Source organism: Aquamicrobium sp. NLF2-7 (assembly GCF_022359935.1).
In the GTDB taxonomy this organism is placed as follows: Bacteria; Pseudomonadota; Alphaproteobacteria; order Rhizobiales; family Rhizobiaceae; genus Mesorhizobium; species Mesorhizobium lusatiense.
On the sequence record NZ_JAKSED010000005.1, the window covers coordinates 66,941 to 84,001 of the forward strand.

Annotated in this window: 19 protein-coding genes; 12 read left to right on the top strand and 7 right to left on the bottom strand. The window is 63.6% G+C overall.

What is annotated here, in order from left to right; all coding sequences use genetic code 11:
* Positions 1-316: 316 nt before the first annotated feature.
* Complete coding sequence (locus MIC97_RS21430) at positions 317-457, top strand: hypothetical protein (RefSeq protein WP_239802062.1); 141 nt, start codon at positions 317-319, stop codon at positions 455-457.
* Here MIC97_RS21430 and MIC97_RS21435 read toward each other — a convergent pair.
* Positions 440-880: a helix-turn-helix domain-containing protein gene (locus MIC97_RS21435; RefSeq protein WP_012092599.1), complete on the bottom strand. Its 441-nt coding sequence runs from the start codon at positions 878-880 to the stop codon at positions 440-442. The genes MIC97_RS21430 and MIC97_RS21435 overlap by 18 nt on opposite strands.
* Positions 881-965: 85 nt before the next feature.
* Between MIC97_RS21435 and MIC97_RS21440 the strand changes: the two genes are divergently transcribed.
* Genes MIC97_RS21440 through merBA form a run of 4 tightly spaced genes read left to right on the top strand, consistent with a single transcriptional unit; the run spans position 966 to position 4,188 of the window.
* On the top strand, positions 966-1,391 hold the full coding sequence (locus MIC97_RS21440; protein ID WP_012092600.1) for a mercuric transporter MerT family protein: 426 nt from the start codon (positions 966-968) through the stop codon (positions 1,389-1,391).
* A 20-nt stretch (positions 1,392-1,411) separates the two neighbouring features.
* A complete protein-coding gene (locus MIC97_RS21445) occupies positions 1,412-1,705 on the top strand; it encodes a cation transporter (RefSeq protein ID WP_012092601.1) in 294 nt (97 codons plus the stop codon).
* Entirely contained in the window at positions 1,706-1,954 is a 249-nt protein-coding gene (locus MIC97_RS21450; protein WP_012092602.1) for a hypothetical protein, read from the top strand. It abuts the gene before it with no gap.
* Complete coding sequence (merBA, locus tag MIC97_RS21455; protein WP_239801969.1) at positions 1,951-4,188, top strand: bifunctional organomercurial lyase/mercury(II) reductase MerBA; 2,238 nt, start codon at positions 1,951-1,953, stop codon at positions 4,186-4,188. The genes MIC97_RS21450 and merBA overlap by 4 nt, the downstream gene beginning before the upstream one ends.
* A gap of 12 nt (positions 4,189-4,200) precedes the next feature.
* On the opposite strand, the gene MIC97_RS21460 is transcribed toward merBA, so the two are convergent.
* From MIC97_RS21460 to MIC97_RS21475, 4 genes are read right to left on the bottom strand one after another with little or no spacing between them, the layout of a single operon-like run.
* The gene (locus MIC97_RS21460; protein ID WP_012092604.1) at positions 4,201-4,575 is read right to left on the bottom strand and encodes a hypothetical protein; all 375 of its coding nucleotides are present in this window, start codon (positions 4,573-4,575) and stop codon (positions 4,201-4,203) included.
* Complete coding sequence (locus MIC97_RS21465; RefSeq protein WP_015647726.1) at positions 4,572-6,716, bottom strand: hypothetical protein; 2,145 nt, start codon at positions 6,714-6,716, stop codon at positions 4,572-4,574. Before MIC97_RS21465 ends, MIC97_RS21460 begins: the two co-directional genes overlap by 4 nt.
* Positions 6,713-8,521 carry a hypothetical protein gene (locus MIC97_RS21470; protein WP_012092606.1) on the bottom strand — a complete coding sequence of 603 codons (1,809 nt, stop codon included), beginning with the start codon at positions 8,519-8,521 and terminating at the stop codon, positions 6,713-6,715. Before MIC97_RS21470 ends, MIC97_RS21465 begins: the two co-directional genes overlap by 4 nt.
* Positions 8,521-9,960 (bottom strand): tyrosine-type recombinase/integrase, encoded by a 1,440-nt coding sequence (locus MIC97_RS21475; protein WP_012092607.1) that lies wholly within the window; start codon positions 9,958-9,960, stop codon positions 8,521-8,523. Before MIC97_RS21475 ends, MIC97_RS21470 begins: the two co-directional genes overlap by 1 nt.
* A gap of 492 nt (positions 9,961-10,452) precedes the next feature.
* Between MIC97_RS21475 and MIC97_RS21480 the strand changes: the two genes are divergently transcribed.
* The 7 genes from MIC97_RS21480 (at position 10,453) to MIC97_RS21510 (ending at position 15,521) form a co-directional block, all read left to right on the top strand.
* Complete coding sequence (locus MIC97_RS21480) at positions 10,453-11,382, top strand: zincin-like metallopeptidase domain-containing protein (protein ID WP_239801970.1); 930 nt, start codon at positions 10,453-10,455, stop codon at positions 11,380-11,382.
* Positions 11,382-12,365 (top strand): hypothetical protein, encoded by a 984-nt coding sequence (locus MIC97_RS21485; RefSeq protein WP_239801971.1) that lies wholly within the window; start codon positions 11,382-11,384, stop codon positions 12,363-12,365. Before MIC97_RS21480 ends, MIC97_RS21485 begins: the two co-directional genes overlap by 1 nt.
* Before the next feature lie 524 nt (positions 12,366-12,889).
* On the top strand, positions 12,890-13,201 hold the full coding sequence (locus MIC97_RS21490) for a DUF736 domain-containing protein (protein ID WP_239801972.1): 312 nt from the start codon (positions 12,890-12,892) through the stop codon (positions 13,199-13,201).
* Between the two features lie 119 nt (positions 13,202-13,320).
* Complete coding sequence (locus tag MIC97_RS21495; RefSeq protein ID WP_239801973.1) at positions 13,321-13,590, top strand: type II toxin-antitoxin system prevent-host-death family antitoxin; 270 nt, start codon at positions 13,321-13,323, stop codon at positions 13,588-13,590.
* Complete coding sequence (locus MIC97_RS21500; RefSeq protein WP_239801974.1) at positions 13,587-14,000, top strand: hypothetical protein; 414 nt, start codon at positions 13,587-13,589, stop codon at positions 13,998-14,000. Before MIC97_RS21495 ends, MIC97_RS21500 begins: the two co-directional genes overlap by 4 nt.
* Positions 14,001-14,680: 680 nt before the next feature.
* Positions 14,681-14,992, top strand: a complete 312-nt coding sequence (locus MIC97_RS21505) for a DUF736 domain-containing protein (RefSeq protein ID WP_239801972.1) — start codon at positions 14,681-14,683, stop codon at positions 14,990-14,992.
* A gap of 364 nt (positions 14,993-15,356) precedes the next feature.
* On the top strand, positions 15,357-15,521 hold the full coding sequence (locus MIC97_RS21510; RefSeq protein ID WP_239801975.1) for a hypothetical protein: 165 nt from the start codon (positions 15,357-15,359) through the stop codon (positions 15,519-15,521).
* Between the two features lie 144 nt (positions 15,522-15,665).
* On the opposite strand, the gene MIC97_RS21515 is transcribed toward MIC97_RS21510, so the two are convergent.
* Positions 15,666-15,929, bottom strand: a complete 264-nt coding sequence (locus MIC97_RS21515) for a WGR domain-containing protein (protein ID WP_239801976.1) — start codon at positions 15,927-15,929, stop codon at positions 15,666-15,668.
* Positions 15,930-16,013: 84 nt separating this feature from the next.
* Complete coding sequence (locus MIC97_RS21520) at positions 16,014-16,478, bottom strand: thermonuclease family protein (protein WP_239802059.1); 465 nt, start codon at positions 16,476-16,478, stop codon at positions 16,014-16,016.
* Positions 16,479-17,061: the final 583 nt, after the last annotated feature.

The following is a 17,061-nucleotide window of genomic DNA, read 5'->3' on the forward strand; positions in this document are numbered from 1 at the left end:
ATATTGATCCAGGTTGAGGTCGCTCCCATAGCTGATCCTGCCCCTATGCCGTGGTCTTTGATCCCAGCATCGTCATTCTCCTGCCTTTGGGCTGGGCGGTCGGCACATAGGCGGCCACCGGAAGCCGGCAAATCCCGCTCTCTTGTGATGGCGTCCTGACCCGCCCCCGGATCTGCCACGATCAACCCGCAAGGGGTCCGCTACGCAAAGCGTGCGGCCGCTCTGGCTTCGCCTGACGCGGTGATCGCGCCCGGGGCCGGGCCTTTCGAGGAGCCATCGAGCGGGAATTGGCCCGCTCCCAAGATGGAGCCCTCAAATGTCGCACAACCTCGAACTCGCCCAAAAGCACGCCTGGAACCTCGCCCGCACCCTTATGACCACCGTGATCCTCTTCCGATCCGACAATGAGTACGGCGTTTATCTGAACAGTCAAGCTGTCTCACTGGCATTTCGCTGAGCTCGCCGGCTCCCGGAACAGCGTCTCGATCAGCGGACATTCCCGCCGATTGCCTTCTGTGCATTGGGCCACCACGTCCTTCAGCACTCGCTCCATGCGTTTCAGGTCGGCGATCTTTTCACGCACGTCGTCGAGATGCGCGGCGGCAACGGCGCTTGCCTCGGCGCAGGGCTGGTCGCGCTCGTCGACGAGGCGCAGCAGTTCACGGACTTCATCGAGGGAGAAGCCGAGCTCGCGCGCCCGCAAGACGAAGCGAAGCCGTCGCTCGTGGGTGCTGTCGTAGCTGCGATAGCCGCTCGCCGTGCGCGGCGGCTCCGGCAGGAGGCCGACCTTCTCGTAATAGCGGACCGTCTCCAGATTGCACCCTGTGCGCTGTGCGAGTTCGGCGCGCTTGAGGCCTTTCACGCCAGCGTGATCGCGCATCCAAAAATACCCCTTGACCCTGTAGTTGCTACAGACCGCACATTAGCGCCTGGATAGGTTTTCGACAAGAAGAGCGAGGTCGAACATGAATGCATCCCGACACGGACCAGCAGACGTTGCACCGACTGCGGCAAACCTGACGACGCCAGAGCGAAGCGAGGCCGGGCGACAGCGCCTGGTCGCCGTCGGCGGCATACTCGGCGCCATCGCCGCCTCGTCCTGTTGCATCATTCCGCTCGTCCTGTTCAGCCTCGGCATCGGCGGCGCCTGGATCGGCAATCTGACGGCGCTTGCGCCCTACAAGCCACTGTTTGTCGCCGCAACGGCGGGCATGCTCGGCTACGGCTTCTACCTTGTCTACTGGAAGCCGCGACAGGCCTGTGCCGATGGGGCTGCCTGCACGCGCGCCGTCCCCAGCCGCCTCGTTCAGATCGCGCTCTGGTTCGCGACCGTACTCGTCGCCGCTGCTTTCGCCTTCGACTACGTCGCGCCGCTGCTGCTTTCCGCCTGACACCAAGAGGAGACTACCCCATGAGGAAGAGTTTGAGCGCTTTCACTTTGATCGCGTCGGTGATGACTGCGCCTGCCGCCTTCGCCGCCGAACGCACTGTGACGTTTGCCGTCGACAACATGACCTGCGCCTCGTGCCCCTACATCGTGAAGACCACGATGGCGGCAATCCCCGGTGTCGCGAAGGTGACCGTCTCCTTCGAGGCGAAGTCCGCGACCGTGACCTTCGACGACGCTAAGACGAGCACCGATGCCATCGCAGCCGCCAGCATGAATGCTGGTTATCCGGCCCACCCGACGCAGCAAGGCAGCTAGATGACTGATCGCGCCGTAATCCGCGCAGGTGCCGTTGGCGCCGTCCTCGCCGCGATCTGCTGCGCGGCGCCGCTCCTCGCCGTCGGCCTGTCTCTGGCGGGTCTTGGCACGTGGCTGACAGGTGTGGGTGCAGTGGTGCTTCCCCTGATCGTCGCGGGCTTCGGCTTCGGCGCGTGGGGGCCCCATCATCGCCGGGCAAGAGCCACGGCCTATGAGACGAAGATTCGCAAGGAAGGCGTGAAGCCATGAACGATTGCTGTGCAACCTCCTCCCGGGACAACCCGGCCGTTTCTCAGCCCGCGACACTGGCGAGCTTTGCCGTTCGACCGGGCGTAACGTTTCCGGATTGGTCGGCGGTCACGTCACCTGTGGTCAAGAACGCTCTGCAGGCGATGGTCGGGTCCGACCACGTGCTCAATCGCTGGAGCGGTTACGATCCCGCCACCGACAGGGTGCGTGTTGCGTTGCTCCGACTCTACGCCGACCACGGGGGTGCCCCGACCATAAGCGCGCTTGCGGAGCGTACAAAACTCAGTGAGATGGTCATCCGGCCACTGCTCGACGAGCTCCGCCGGCGCGACCTCGTCGTTCTCGATGGCGAGCTGATCGTCGGCGCCTATCCGTTCAGCGATCATAACACCGGCCATCGGGTCACTCTGGACGGACGCACGCTGAATGCAATGTGCGCGGTCGACGCGCTGGGCATCGGTGCCATGACCGATCGCGACACCGCGATCGCCTCGCCCTGCGGCCATTGCGGCGCACTGATCCGGATCACCACGCAGGACCGAGGGCGGGCACTCGCCGACGTCGAGCCACAGTCGGCCGTCATGTGGCAGAGCGTCCGTTATGAAGGCGGCTGCGCCGCGAGCTCGCTCTGCGCGACGACCGCTTTTTTCTGCTCGGACGAGCATCTTTCCGCCTGGCGCGACGAACGTTCCACCGACGAGCCAGGTTCCCGGCTGTCGATCGAGGAAGGACTGGAAGCCGGCCGTGCTCTGTTCGGGCCGAGCCTCGCTGGTCTCGATGTGGCGTCGAAGAGCCTGGTGGTCGCCAACCGACCCTTGCGCACAAACGGTCGCAATGGAGGCGCTTACGATCTCGTCGTCATCGGCGCCGGCTCGGCCGGCTTCTCGGCCTCGATCACGGCCGCCGATCAGGGCGCACAGGTGGCGCTCATCGGCAGTGGCACCATCGGCGGCACCTGCGTCAATGTCGGCTGCGTGCCGTCGAAGACCCTGATCCGCGCGGCCGAGACGCTTCATAACGCTCGCGTGGCGGCACGTTTTGCCGGCATTACTGCTGAAGCCGAACTGACAGACTGGCGCGGAACCGTTCGTCAGAAGGACACGCTCGTGTCTGGGCTGCGCCAGGCCAAATACGCGGACCTGCTCCCCGCGTACAATGGTATCGCCTATCGCGACGGGCCGGCTCGCCTCCTCGACGGCGGTGTCGAAGTTGACGGCGCGCGTATTGCCGCTGGCAAGATCATTATCGCAACCGGCGCGCGGCCGGCAGTTCCTGCTATTCCTGGCCTCGAGACCGTACCGTATCTCACCAGTACGACGGCGCTCGACCTCGAGGAACTGCCGCGATCGCTGCTGGTGATCGGCGGCGGTTATATCGGCGCGGAGCTCGCCCAGATGTTCGCCCGTGCCGGCGTCAAGGTGACCCTCGTCTGCCGGTCCCGACTGCTCCCCGAGGCCGAGCCCGAGATCGGCGCGGCGCTCACGGGGTATTTCGAGGATGAAGGCATCACCGTTATCTCCGGCATCGCTTACCGCGCGATCCGCAAAACCGAGGGCCGAGCGTCACTGACCGTCACGCGTGACGGTCACGATGTCCAGATCGACGCCGATCAGGTGCTGATCACCACGGGCCGCACGCCCAACATCGAAGGCCTTGGGCTGGCCGAGCACGGGATCACCGTCTCGGCGAAGGGCGGCATCGTGGTCGACGACCGCATGCGCACGACCAAGGCTGGCGTCTATGCCGCCGGCGACGTCACCGGCCGCGACCAGTTCGTCTACATGGCCGCCTATGGCGCCAAGCTCGCCGCCAAGAACGCCCTCAATGGCGACAGCCTGCGCTACGATAACAGCGCCATGCCCGCTATCGTCTTCACCGATCCGCAGGTCGCAAGCGTAGGTCTCACCGAGGCGGCGGCGCGTGCGGCCGGGCATGAGATCCGCGTTTCGACGATCGGTCTCGATCAGGTGCCGCGCGCACTCGCCGCCCGCGACACTCGTGGGCTTATCAAGCTCGTGGCCGATGCTGCTGGCGGTCGTTTGCTCGGCGCCCACATCCTCGCGCCGGAAGGTGCCGACAGCATTCAGACCGCGGCTCTCGCGATCCGCCAGGGTCTCACCGTCGATGACCTCGCGGACACGATCTTTCCTTACCTCACCACGGTCGAGGGGCTGAAGCTCGCAGCACTTTCGTTCGGCAAGGACATCGCCAAACTCTCCTGCTGCGCCGGGTGAGCACAATCGGCGTCAAGGGCGTTTCCTGCCGATGATCGGTATGACGTCGGCGGTGCGGTTATCGCGCCGCCGTTCCATAAGCTGGCACAGCGCGCGGACTTGACGATGCTGGGCGAGCACGGTTTCGACGGCGCGCCGCTCCTGTTCGGCCCGGGCCGTCCCCGCCGGCCGATCCGTCGCGTTGCGCCGGGCTCTCGACTCGGCAACTGCATGGCGGAAGGCTTCCAGCACCTCGGAAGCGCGGTTCGCGGTCGCGCGACTGACACCTGCCTCGATGGCCAGATTCACAACCGTCAGCCTGCCATCAGCCACGCGGGGGCACCCATAAAGGAGGCGCGCCATCGCCTCACGAAGCGCCTGTTCCGTGGCTGCACTGACCGGCTTCATGATGTGCGTTCCTTCAACGGCGCGATGAGCCTGCGTTTTCTGTCGTTGTCCAGGCGCAGCGCTTCGCGTTGCAGCGGGGAGAGACGCTTGTCGGCGAGAAGATCCTCCGCCTGTGCAATGGAGGCTTCCCATGGCGGGAGATGTCGCTCGACGAGGCAGGCGTTGGGACATCGGTCGGGCGCGCATCGCGACAGGACCGGCACCGAGGCTGAAGGTTTCTCAGACTCCCGCAGGCAGAGCGCCGTCAATGGGTCGAAGAAGCAGTCGTTCAGATATCCGACATGCAGCGTGCGCGCCAGATGCGCCAGCATCGCCTTCAGGCGCTTGCGATCGGCCAGTTGCCCCGGAAGCGGGCCGAGTTCGCGGCCGACCCGCTCCAGTTCCACGCCGACGCGCTTACCGGCGGGTCCGCCTGGACCGTGACCGCGTCGATGGTTTTCGAAGTAGTCGATGATGTCGTCGAGTTGTCCGAGCGCCAGTTCCTGTTCGACCTCCTGCCTGAAGCCGGATGCGGACGAGCCGGCATAGCCGTTGAACATGGCCACGGAGGCGTGCTTGTACTGGATTTTGCCGGCGACAACCCCGAAGGGCCGGTTCGCGATGTACCAGGCCAGCGTTCGCCTGAACTGACGGGTGTTGAAGCGCCAGACGTCTTCTCCCACTCGGGGGATCACAGGACTATCGTCCGCGCCATATCGCTCATCGAGATGTTCTCGGAATTGGTTGATCTTCTTGGCGATGAGTATCGGCGTCTCGGCATTGTTCGTCTCGCGGTCGTCAAGGGCAAGCCATAGCCGCTCTGTCCCCGCATTCCGGCGGAATCGTTCCGAAAGACGCTCGGCAACCCGGATCGCCTGGACGGCGGCCTCGATGGTGATCCATTCGACCTGTTCGCCGCGAGCGCCGCGATCCTTCCAGGTCACGCCCTCGATCGCCAGCCTTTCTGTTCGCCCGTCCCGGTCGAGATTCCGTTTCAGGCAGCCGGATCGCAGCGACTGCACCTCACCGTCGCGCATGCCCGTCAGATAGCAACACACGATATAGGCGGCCGTCTGCAGGTGCCGTTCTTCCCGCGCCAGGCTGATGGCATCGAAGCGCTCCCGCCACGGTCGCCCCGTGTCGGGATCCGGGGAGATCGGCGTGTCCATCCCGCCCACCTCGAACCCAAGCTCGTCGACAGCATCATGAACCATCGACAACAGGGCCGGATCTTTGTGGACGGTGGTGAGATGCAGCCCGCATTGCATCGTCAGGAGCTTCAGATTGATGACCTCGCCATCAAACCTGCCGCCCCGCGACAATCTGCCGGTCAGCCCCCCGATCGAAAGAGGTCTTTCCCAGACAGGAATGCCTCTTCCTTCCTCGCGACGCTTGTCGATCCAGGAGGCCAGCATTACCGCGGGCCGCGTGTGGCGGGCGCGCGAGCGTGCTGCGAACCGGCTGTTCAGTGCATCGGCTTCAGCCCGGGCAGTGAAGATGTCGTCGCAGAGGTGCTCGACATATTTCAAGGCCCATCGCAGCATTGCGCCGATGACCGGCTCCGGGATGCGCGCGGTCCGGTTTTCCGAACAGCGCGTTCCCTGGCCGGTTGCCCGATAGACCGGTCGGCCGCGCCACGGGGTGAAGGTGATGCCACCGCACGTCAGATAGGGCGCCAGGCGATGAAGCTGGACGATGGGCCTGAGGCACACACCCACGCGCCCCGGCGTGATCGGCCGCGCCCGGTGATGGGTCGCGTATGCATCGATCAAATCCTGATCGACGTTTGCCAGATCGAGCTTGCCGATCCGCGAGCGCACGAAGTCCAGGAACCGGCGCAGCGTCGCAAGCGCAGTATGGCCGGAGACTGGCCGCAACCGCGGCTCACCGTCGGCGCGCCGTTCATTCATCCAGGCATAGATGTATTCCTTCGCAAGCAACCGCTCTGCCGCGCAGGGGATCACGCCGAAGTCGACCGTTCGAAAGGCCTTTCTGGCCATGTTGAACATCGCCGGCGCCATATCCCAGACATCATCGCCGAACCGCGAGAGCGCCGCTCGGTCGGTACCATCCCTGAGAGGCATCGAAGCCAAAACGATGTCGTCATCGACCCTGAGGCGTGAGACGGCACGCTCATCGTTCAAAGGAGAGGTAGTGGTCATGAGCCGTAAGCCTCCGGCGGAAGATAGAGCAACCGCGCCGAGGATTCTGCCGCCTCAACCCGTGCGCCTCCGACGACGGAGGACGGGAACATCGGCAGAATTTGCTCCGTGATCCTGCGGTATGGCCGATCGAATTTCTCGTTCCAGTCGCCAGAAGGCAACGCCTCCCGCAGCTCGTCCATGAACGCCTGGAACGCGATCAGCGCCGGTAGTTTCCGTGCGGTAATGACCGCGTTGGAGCATTCCAGGCACCCCCAGAACGGCGTCGGACAGGCTTCGCCTTCCCGACCGAAAGGGCTGACGCGGAAGTTGCTGCACGCCGCCAGCCAAAGATCCTGCTCTCCGTCCAGGAGCGGGCCGATCTTTTCCGACGGCACCGGCAGCCCGGTCGCGTCGGCTGAGGTTCGCAGCCGGGCTTCATCCGCGGGCACAACGATCCAAGGTCGCAGAGCCGGCGCCATCGCGTCGGTCAGTGCCTCGACTATCGTCTGCTCATGCAGATGCCGAAGGGCGGGGATGTCGGCATAATGGTTGGCCGCCACCGCTACCGTGTGGCCGACGGCAAAGTTCTCCAACTGCCCTCCGGTCCGCTTATACCAGTCAGCCTTCTGGGTCTTGCGCAGCCTGGAGAGATTGAGCGCCAGCGATTTTCCGGCGTCATCGACGATTCCGTACTTCTCGACAAACGCGGCCACGCAGGTCCCCAGCTTTTTCGGCGACGACAGGCGCCCCGGCTTCCAGGTGATCCAGAGCTTGCTCGATCCAGTGTGCTGCCGAGCCTTTTCCGTCAGCTTGATCGCCAGCCGCAGGACGGCTCCGGGCGTCTCCCGTCCGCCATCGCGGACACGCAAGCGCTTCCACTGGGCATGATGCGCGCGCCGCTTTCGATACTCGATCTCGACATAACCCCGGTTGGGATTGCGCAAGCAGTCAGCCTCAAGCCCACGCAGCGCTTCGATCTCCATGCCGGTCGTCAAGGACAGCCAGACGAGGAAGCCGACGACATCGTACCGGGTCAGATGGAAGCCGGCATGCAGTTCCTCGACCGGAGGCGGCTCGAGCCCGCATCTATGAGCGTGGTAGCGCAGATTGTCGAACAGCGCGCCTTCCCCGGCGACTACTCCCGCCGTCACAATCTGTTCGACCACTAGGTCATAGCGACGGCGCAATTCTGGATCACGGCCTACATCCAGAAGTGGGGGAGGCAGAGCCTCGCCCGTCGCTATCCGGTCGCGAGCCTCGATGATCTGGCGCATCGCTGCCTGCAGCAACGTCGAGGCAATCCTCCCACTGTAGGCATCGCGCGGCTTTGAGACGCCGTGCTCGCCGTGACCGATGTATTTCAGGCGCAACAGTGTTTCGGGCGGAAGCCTTTCAGGATTGAGCTCGGCGGCGACGCGCAGCACCCCGATCAGAGCACCGAGCACATTGCGCTGATTGGGTCGCTCGCCGCCGTTCTGCTCCAGCCAGTCCTCATAGGCATTGATTACCGCCGGAGTTAAGTCGTCGAGACGACGAGGTTTTACCGACGCCCCTTCCAGGAACAGCCAGAACCGCCGCAGACGGCGGATAAAGGTGCCTGCGGTTTTCCAGAGTGGTGCCGGCCCCATCCGGTGGAGATACTCCTGCAGGAATGGCGCAACCTCATGGGTCAGCGCCGTCAGCGGCCAGGAAGACAGATTGACGTCGATCCTCCCGGCATCTTCCGTCCGAAGGACGAAGACGAGCGGATTTTGCGGATTTTCCTCTTGAGTGTCGAACAATTCGATTCCAACTGGGAAGGTGGCACGACGACCGCGTTTCATCACAGGGGTCCACCAGCATTAACGCGCAGTTCCCAGGCCTCGACCGCAGCGTCGATCATTTCCTGGCTTTCTTCCATGCAATCCAGGTAGATGTGAGTGCTTTCGATGCGGCTATGGCCCAGCAAACGCTGCAACTTCAGAAGAGGATCGCCAATCAAGCGGCGGTACGCCGCGCCGATATGGGATCGGCGTTCGTCGAGTACCCATCCGATCTGTTCACGCACGAGCAGCGACAGCATATGAACCGCAAAGGTGTGGCGCATCATGTGCGGAGTGACGTCGAGGTCGATCCCGAACCGCCTGCACCGTACGCTTGCCCTCCGGAAGACCACCTCCCAAGCGGCCGGGGGCATGGGCCGCGCCCCTTCCGCCAGCCAAAGACACAATGGTTCGGATGTTTCCGCCCATACCAAGCGGCTGCGTTCGCGCGGCGCCAGCACGTCGACACTGGCTCGAACTGTGTCCTTTTCCAGAAGGAGCCTTCCCCGATCGTGGCTGACGACACGGATCGGATGTTCGATTGACCTATTGCGCGGTTGCGAAAGGCGCATGAGGACATTGGTCCGTTCCAACGCCGCGTATTCATGCAGACGCTTCAGCACGCGCTCGGGCAAGCGGATCTCGCGCCCCTTGCTACCCTTGGCAATGGCCGGCGCCAGTCGGAAAGATCGGCTCCTCAATGCACCGACCGGCTCCGTCCTCGGGAACTCGATCCAGAGCAGACTTGCCGCTTCCTGGAGCCGCAGGCCCGTCGTGACGAGCAATTCGGCGAACAACGCATTGCGCTCGCTGTTGCGGCCCTGCCAGGTGGGATCCTCGCTCCCGTCTGGAAGACGACCACGCAAGCCGATCTCGCGAAACAGGAGATACCGATCCAGGGAAAGGAACCGGATATCGCGTGTCCGTGCGCCGCGCTCGGTGGCAACATTGGCAGCGACCGCTATGGCCCCGCCGCCGTTCGTCCGTCGCCATGATTGCCGATAGGTGAAAGGCGATTTGGCGATCATTCCCTCTTCAAGAGCCCATCGGTAAAGCTTGTCGAGCGCTGCTACCGACCGGTTCCAGCTCGCGGCCGAGATGCGCGCCGGAGGAAGCGCCAGACGTCGCGCCGCATGGAAGGCTGCGACATCGTGCCGATCAGCCGCCCAGAGGGCTCTGTTGTCTCGGCGCTCGGCAAGAAAGCGCATCCAGATCAGGATATCCCAACCATAGGCGCGCAAGCTGTTGGGCGAACGAACCCCCAACGTGGGGCAAGCTCGAAAGAACCGGTTCAGGTCGTGATCGTAGCTGTCGTCATCGCCAAGAATGAACGGCATGCCGTCCACGAGGTTCAGCTTCTCGGCGGCTGCGACTTCATCCACCGACAGCCTGTGGACGACGCCATCAACCGTAACAGACTGCCGCAGCGTCGAAAGATCCGTGAAGAAGAGCTGGGGCATCCTGTTCTCCTCGGCCGCGATTTTCCCGCCGGGACGGGCTCGAGCCCGTCCCGGCGGGAAAATCGCATCGCCTCACCTCAAGCGAAGGGGAATGTCGTCAACGTTGATCGTGTGCTGCGAACGTCACAGCGGTAAGACAGAACACAGAGTCAGGATAACGGCGTCCTTCCCGCCGATGAGATCGAGGACGCAGAAGTCGAAGCCCTCTACGAGTACGATCCTCACACGGGTAGCCGCTCGGTTCATTGAACCGAGCCTTCCCCTTCATCGTAACAAGGCGGCGCAATGCGCCGCCTTTCTTCTTCCTGTCGCCCGACTGCGGCCCCGTCCGGTTGCGGTCCTGGCGGAGCCGGACAGTCCGTGCAACGGCTGCGCCGTCCGCCGCTTCGCTCCGGCCCTGCGGGTGCGCGGCCTGCCGTGGTGCTCCGCCCTTTCTGGACCTCGTGACGGGGCCGCGATCGCCGCGGCCTCCAGACAAGGAGGTTCATGAAAATGAGCAGGAAAGAAAAGAACGCCACCCGCGTCGATATCTATGCGCGGATCACGGAGCGGATCATTGCGCAGCTCGAAGAGGGTGTTCGCCCATGGGTGCAACCCTGGCGCGCCGGCAATGCCGCCGGGCGCATCACGCGGCCGCTGCGCCACAATGGCGAACCCTATTCCGGCATGAACGTGTTGCTGCTGTGGTCGGAGGCCATGGCGCGCGGCTACGCCGCGCCGATCTGGATGACCTTCAAGCAGGCAAGGGAACTTGGCGCGCACGTCCGCAAGGGTCAAACGAGCAGCACCGTCATTTATGCCAGCCGGTTCACCAAGACTGAAACCGATGCCCGGGGCGATGAAGTCGAGCGCGATATTCCGTTCCTGCGGGCTTATGGCGTCTTCAATGTCGAACAGATCGAAGGCCTGCCCGAACACTATTACCATAGACCTGCCCCGGTCATCGACCCGGTCGAACGGATCGAGAGAGCCGATCGCTTCTTCGCCCATGCCGGGGCGAAGGTCAGACATGGTGGCTCGCGAGCGTTTTACGCCCCTTCCAGCGACCACATCCAGATGCCGCCCTTCGAGACGTTTCGGGATGCGGCTTCATATGTCGCAGTTCTAAGCCACGAGCATATCCACTGGACGGCCAAGGCCGATCGTGTTGGGCGCGATCTCACCCGCTATGCAAAGGACAAGACCGAACGGGCGCGCGAGGAACTCGTCGCTGAAATCGGGTCGGCGCTGCTGTGTGCTGATCTCGGCATTGTGCCCGAGCTCGAACCGCGACCAGACCATGCTGCCTATGTCGGCAGTTGGCTCTCGGTACTGGGAGATGACAAGCGTGCTATCTTCCAGGCTGCTGCCCATGCCCAGCGGGCCGTCAATTTCCTCCACGCGTTGCAGCCTGCCGCTTCCGAAGAGCGTGAGGCCGCGTAATGTTCAACCCACAGCATGTCGCTGGGGAAGGCATCGGCCCTTCCCCCATCCGTTTGCGTGCGCTCTCGCTTGGCGCGGGCGTTCAATCCACGACCATGGCGCGGATGGCCGCACATGGAGAAATCGGGCCCATGCCCGATTGCGCGATTTTCGCCGACACCGGCTGGGAGCCAAAGGCCGTCTACGATCACCTGGACTGGCTGATGTCGCCCAGTGTATTGCCGTTTCCCATCCATATCGTCTCGGCAGGCAATATTCGTGACCAGCTTCTTGGGGCCGGCCAAGGTAACCGTTGGGCCTCCGTTCCGGCGTTCACCAGAACGGTGACGCCGGCGGGCACCGAGATGCCGGTCTTCGATGAGGACGCCGACGGCGAGGTCATCGCCATCGGCACGCGCCGTACCACGAAAGAGACCGTGTCGATCGGCATGATCCGGCGGCAATGCACGACCGAGTTCAAGATCGTTCCGATCCGCCGCAAGGTCCGCGAGCTCGCCGGCCTGACGCGTGGATGGTCACACGGAATCTCGCGTGACGGCGAACTGCTTGCCGTCGTCGCCACTGACACGCTGATCCGCGAACGTGTGGCCGGACTATCTCGCCATGATGCGATAGAACTGTCGCGGATCTGCGCTGTCGAGCCTGGGCTCTGCCGGGTTGCCCTGCGCCTTTGGCGCATGTTTGTCTTTCCCGGTCTTTGCGCCGAACGTGGGTGCCGATGGGCCGTGAGCTATCAGGATGCCGCGCTGCATAAAGGCGATCTTTATCGTTTTGACGGCTGGATCCGGATCGGACAATCGCGCAGCGGTACGGACCCACGTTCCGGCCGGCCCGGTCGGCGCAAGGTAATATGGGGCTGGTGCGATGACCCCGAGGAACGCCGACGTCGATCACGGGGCCTCGCAGATCAGCCTGAACGCCTTGGCCTTACCGCGGGCGCTGGTCGGCTCGCCCACTTTCCCTTCTCGATCGGAGAACGTTGAACAGTTACGCAGACTGGCTCAGGCCAAGCGAAGAACCGATCAGGCAGAAGCAACCTCTCACTAGTGCGGTTCCGCCACTGAGGTGACTGCGCACAGCCGCCACCTCAAGTTGCGGTCGGGCGAACGGGCAAGGATGTCGTTGGTCGTCAATATCGAAAGAGCTGGCTGCGATGAGGCGGTCGAGCTGCTGGTTTCGAGGCGGATTTCATCGGGGTGCGGGGTAGGTGTGCGGACACCATGACCGCGTGTCCTTTTCTTCAAACGCGTGACCGGCCCTTTCTGCGGCTCGATTTGGCATGTCTGACCTGAAACCGGCTTCGCCTCGATCGTTCTCCCGCAACGGCCTGCTGCGACTTTCTTCCCCTGGCGCTGCACGCCATTCCTCGCGGTCCAAGAAAGCCGCTTCCACCCGCCCTCCATTGCATTGCGGCCTCTTCGAGGTGCGGTCCGATCGTCTCCGGTCTTTCGACTGCCATCGAGGCCGCGAAGGGCGCGGCCCGAACAAAGCGAAAAGGAACATCACCATGGCTACCATCGGCACCTTCACCAGCACCGCCAACGGCTTCACCGGCACGATCAAGACCCTTAACCTCAACGTCAAGGCGCGCATCGAACGGGTCGAGAACCCCTCCGACAAGGGCCCGCACTTCCGCCTCTACTCGGGCGCAGTGGAACTGGGCGCCGCCTGGCAGAAAACCGCCAAAGAGAGCGAGCGCGACTACCTCTCGGTCAAGCTGGACGATCCAAGCTTCCCGGCTCCCATCTACGCCACCCTGATCGAGGTGGACGGACAGGATGGCCTCCAGCTCATCTGGTCCCGGCCGAACCGAGACTGAGGCTCCCGGCCCAATCGGCCCCGCCATCGGGCGGGGCCATTTCTGCTGAGGGGAGTAGCCATTGCATCAAATACAGCAATGCTGTATATACCAACTATCACAGCAAGCTGGAGTTGCCGATGTCCGGATCAAACAGCACATTCACGACCAGCGACTTTTCCCGAAAGTCAGGCGACATCATTGCCGAGGCGCTGCGCCGCCCGGTGACGATCACCCAGCGCAATAAGCCGCGCCTGGTGATCCTCAATATCGAAGACTACGAGCGCATGCGCCGCCAGGCCGATACCAGAATGGTGGGCACGCTCGAAACCATGCCGGATGCGCTTCTGGATGAAATGGCCGAAGCCATCGAGGCCTATGCAGACGACAATGAAAGCGGCCGGTCTTGAGTTTTGATGAAATCCAGACCGCAAGCGTTGTCCGCTACCCCTATCTGTGGGTTCGCGAAGCGGGCCACGGCGAAACCGAAGGTCGCAAGAGCAGGCCCGTTGCAGTTGGGATCAGGCTAAACCGCCCAAGTGGCGATCTCCTGCTTCTGTTTCCGATCACCACGAAACAGCCGGAACCGGCACGCTTTGCGGCAGAGATCCCGGCAACCGAAAAGCGACGAGCCGGCCTCGATGCGGATCTTCGTCTCTGGTTGATCCTCGACGAGTACAACACCGACATCATCGGCCAGTCATATTACCTGGAGCCTGAACCGCCGATGGGGCGCTTCAGCAAGGCGTTTTTCCTGCCGCTCGTGCGCGAGTTCATCGCACGACGCCAATCGCTGCGCGGTATCAGCCGCAACCGGTGAGATGGATTTCCGCCTTCCCTCTGGCGGTTCCTGGCGTGCATTGCTTGTGGCGAAGCGCTCCTGACCCGATGGCACGAACGACCTGCGTACCAGACCGTCCTAGTAGTCCTCCTTCCAGTCCGCGTGCTCGGGGAGTCGGCCGAGAAAGGCTCTTTCGTCGACATTCATCTGGTTGCGAGCTCGCCACGCACAGCAGTTCGTATCTGCCTGCCTCGCAGGTCGAACAACTTGCTGGCTCCACCACATCCGATCGTCCCAACCGCCGGCAGCCAGCAGATGGCGTATCCGGCGCGGGCCTATCTGCGGATGTTCGTCGAGCCATACGGCAGTGCTGACATCTGTCAGGTCCCTTGCGGTGAGGACCGCGATACTTCCGGGGCCGGGTGCCGACGAATGAATCATTTGCATTCCTTTCGCCCCCAGAGCCAGCCCTTTCTGCGGCTCGATTTGGCATGTCTGACCTGAAACCGGCTTCGCCTCGATCGTTCTCCCGCAACGGCCGTCCGCGGCTTTCTTCCCCTGGCGCTGCACGCCATTCCTCGCGGTCCAAGAAAGCCGCTTCCACCCGCCCTCCATTGCATTGCGGCCTCTTCGAGGTGCGGTCCGATCGTCTCCGGTCTTTCGACTGCCATCGAGGCCGCGAAGGGCGCGGCCCGAACAAAGCGAAAAGGAACATCACCATGGCTACCATCGGCACCTTCACCAGCACCGCCAACGGCTTCACCGGCACGATCAAGACCCTTAACCTCAACGTCAAGGCGCGCATCGAACGGGTCGAGAACCCCTCCGACAAGGGCCCGCACTTCCGCCTCTACTCGGGCGCAGTGGAACTGGGCGCCGCCTGGCAGAAAACCGCCAAAGAGAGCGAGCGCGACTACCTCTCGGTCAAGCTGGACGATCCGAGCTTCCCGGCTCCCATCTACGCCACCCTGATCGAGGTGGACGGACAGGATGGCCTCCAGCTCATCTGGTCCCGGCCGAACCGGGACTAAGGTTCCCGCCCAATCGGCCCCGCCACCAGGCGGGGCCATTCCCCTTCAAGGTGGAGATCCCGGGCAGGTGCCACAGGTCAAACTCCAGCCTTGCCACGGGCATCGAGCTCGTGGCGAGGCGGTTTCTGGCGTTAAGGCCGAACCGTGGTGGAACAGTCTGCTCGGTACGTCCGAGGATGCCATGACGGCCCGAAGGCCTCAAGGACGAGCGGCTCCCCCAAATTTCAGCCCCGGCCTCCGGGCCGGGTCAGAAATCCGGCTCCCCCACCCGCCGGCTCCGCCGGTCGCGTGCCGCGATCCCTGACCCCTCCGCTCCGACATGCCCGTGGTCGCCGTCTTTCACAAACAATGACGGAGATGACCAATGTCGATCGATCAGCATATCGAGGAATTGCGCGCCGAGCTGCGGAACGCCGTTTACCGGGACGAGCGCCGCTGGATCGAGGATGAGCTCGCGATGGCGCTTGCCGAGCGCGAGGTGATCTGGGCGGAGGAGGAAGGTGTCCTCGGCAGCGCGCCGCCCTTCTAGGGCGGCTTTACGCACGAGGCCGCCAGCGCCCTGTTGTGCAAGCCCGACGAACGGAGGGCCACAGATAGATCGGCTGCGTCAGCAATGTCTTGTTTTTGCCGCTGCTGCGCGGAATGGGCACTCCGCCCTTTGTCGCGATGGAAGTCAGCTGCTCCCGGTCGTACCGGATGCGGTATAGCCGCGCCGACGCTTGGCGCGTTCGAGACGCAGCGAGGCGGCGGCGGCCTCGTCCTCACTGTCAAAGGTCTCCATCATCGACTGGCCGTTGGTTCCGATGCGGCCCCAGTTGCGGATGACCGACGCGCCGCCGAACAGGGTAGGCTGGATCGCGAGCGTGTAGAACCGATGCATGTTCTGCGTCGGGTCGATGCGTCGGAGATGAACCGGGCACGCGTCCTCTTTTCCCATAGTTGGAGTCTCGCCTCCGGCGGAATCGGCGTCAAACAACTTTCCTGAATCGAACCGGATCGACCGATTCATTGCCGTGATGGATCACCCGCACCAGCTCCGCCGCGTGCCATCCCACCGACGCGCAAGACCCTCGTCCACCAGCGTGTCACCAATCGAGCGCCCATCGCGCACCACGGTGCGCAGCTTGCGTCCATACTGATCTTCATCCCGCGTCCCCGCGACGAGCGAGAACGGCCCGGAATTCAGCAGTTCGCGCAGTCGGCGCTTGGCGGCCTCACCTCTGATGCGTTCTTCCTCGCAGCGCGGCGGGTTGATCTCCGGTGTGTCGATATCGGTGATCCGGATCCTTTGTCCCGAGAGCCAGAATGTGTCGCCATCGACGATGCATGTCACACGGCGACCCTCGCCACAGAAGGAAAACGTCGCGCGCAGCAGGTCGGTCTGGGAGAAAGCGGCAGTAGGAGCGGGTTGGCCACGTTCCTGATGGAGGTGTGCGCCATATATCCCTGCGGCAATGAGGCCGATCATCGCCCAGGCCCATTTCAGATTGAAACCCCGGCCTTGCGCGCGGCTGCTCCGATAATTGCTGGCAGGGCCGGCTGATCTCTTCCTGCCATAGCGCGGACTTGGTTTCTTCCAGCCAATCTCGATACGGATGTTTCTGTTCAAACGGTTCGGCGCCTCTTCGTTGCTGCTGCGCAATTATAGGGGCGATGGGTTACGATCTGCTTCCGGAAGAAATGGGCTGGGCGAGTCCCCTTCGGGGCACGGCTCTATTCGCTGCGCTCACCGAACCCGCTGACGCGGTTTCAGCCCATGCGGGTGACGATCCTCTCGCAGCGGGGCGTGGCGCCGGTGACGCCGTAGGGCGGCAGTCGAGGATGCACGAAGGGGGGTGAGCCGGCTGGTCGCCGGAAACGGACACGGCCCCTGGCGAGGCCGTGGTTGCACTCACTCTGCCGGCCAATGATACGGGCCGCGCCCATCGCCCCAAGGACGAGCGGTTCCCCCGATTTTGCTGCCAGCCGCTGAAGCGTCCGGCCACAAAACCGGCTCCCCCACTCGCCGCTTCGCGGCCGCAGAAGCGGTCCTTGACCCGATGCCCGACTTGCCGGGGGCGGTCTCTGTC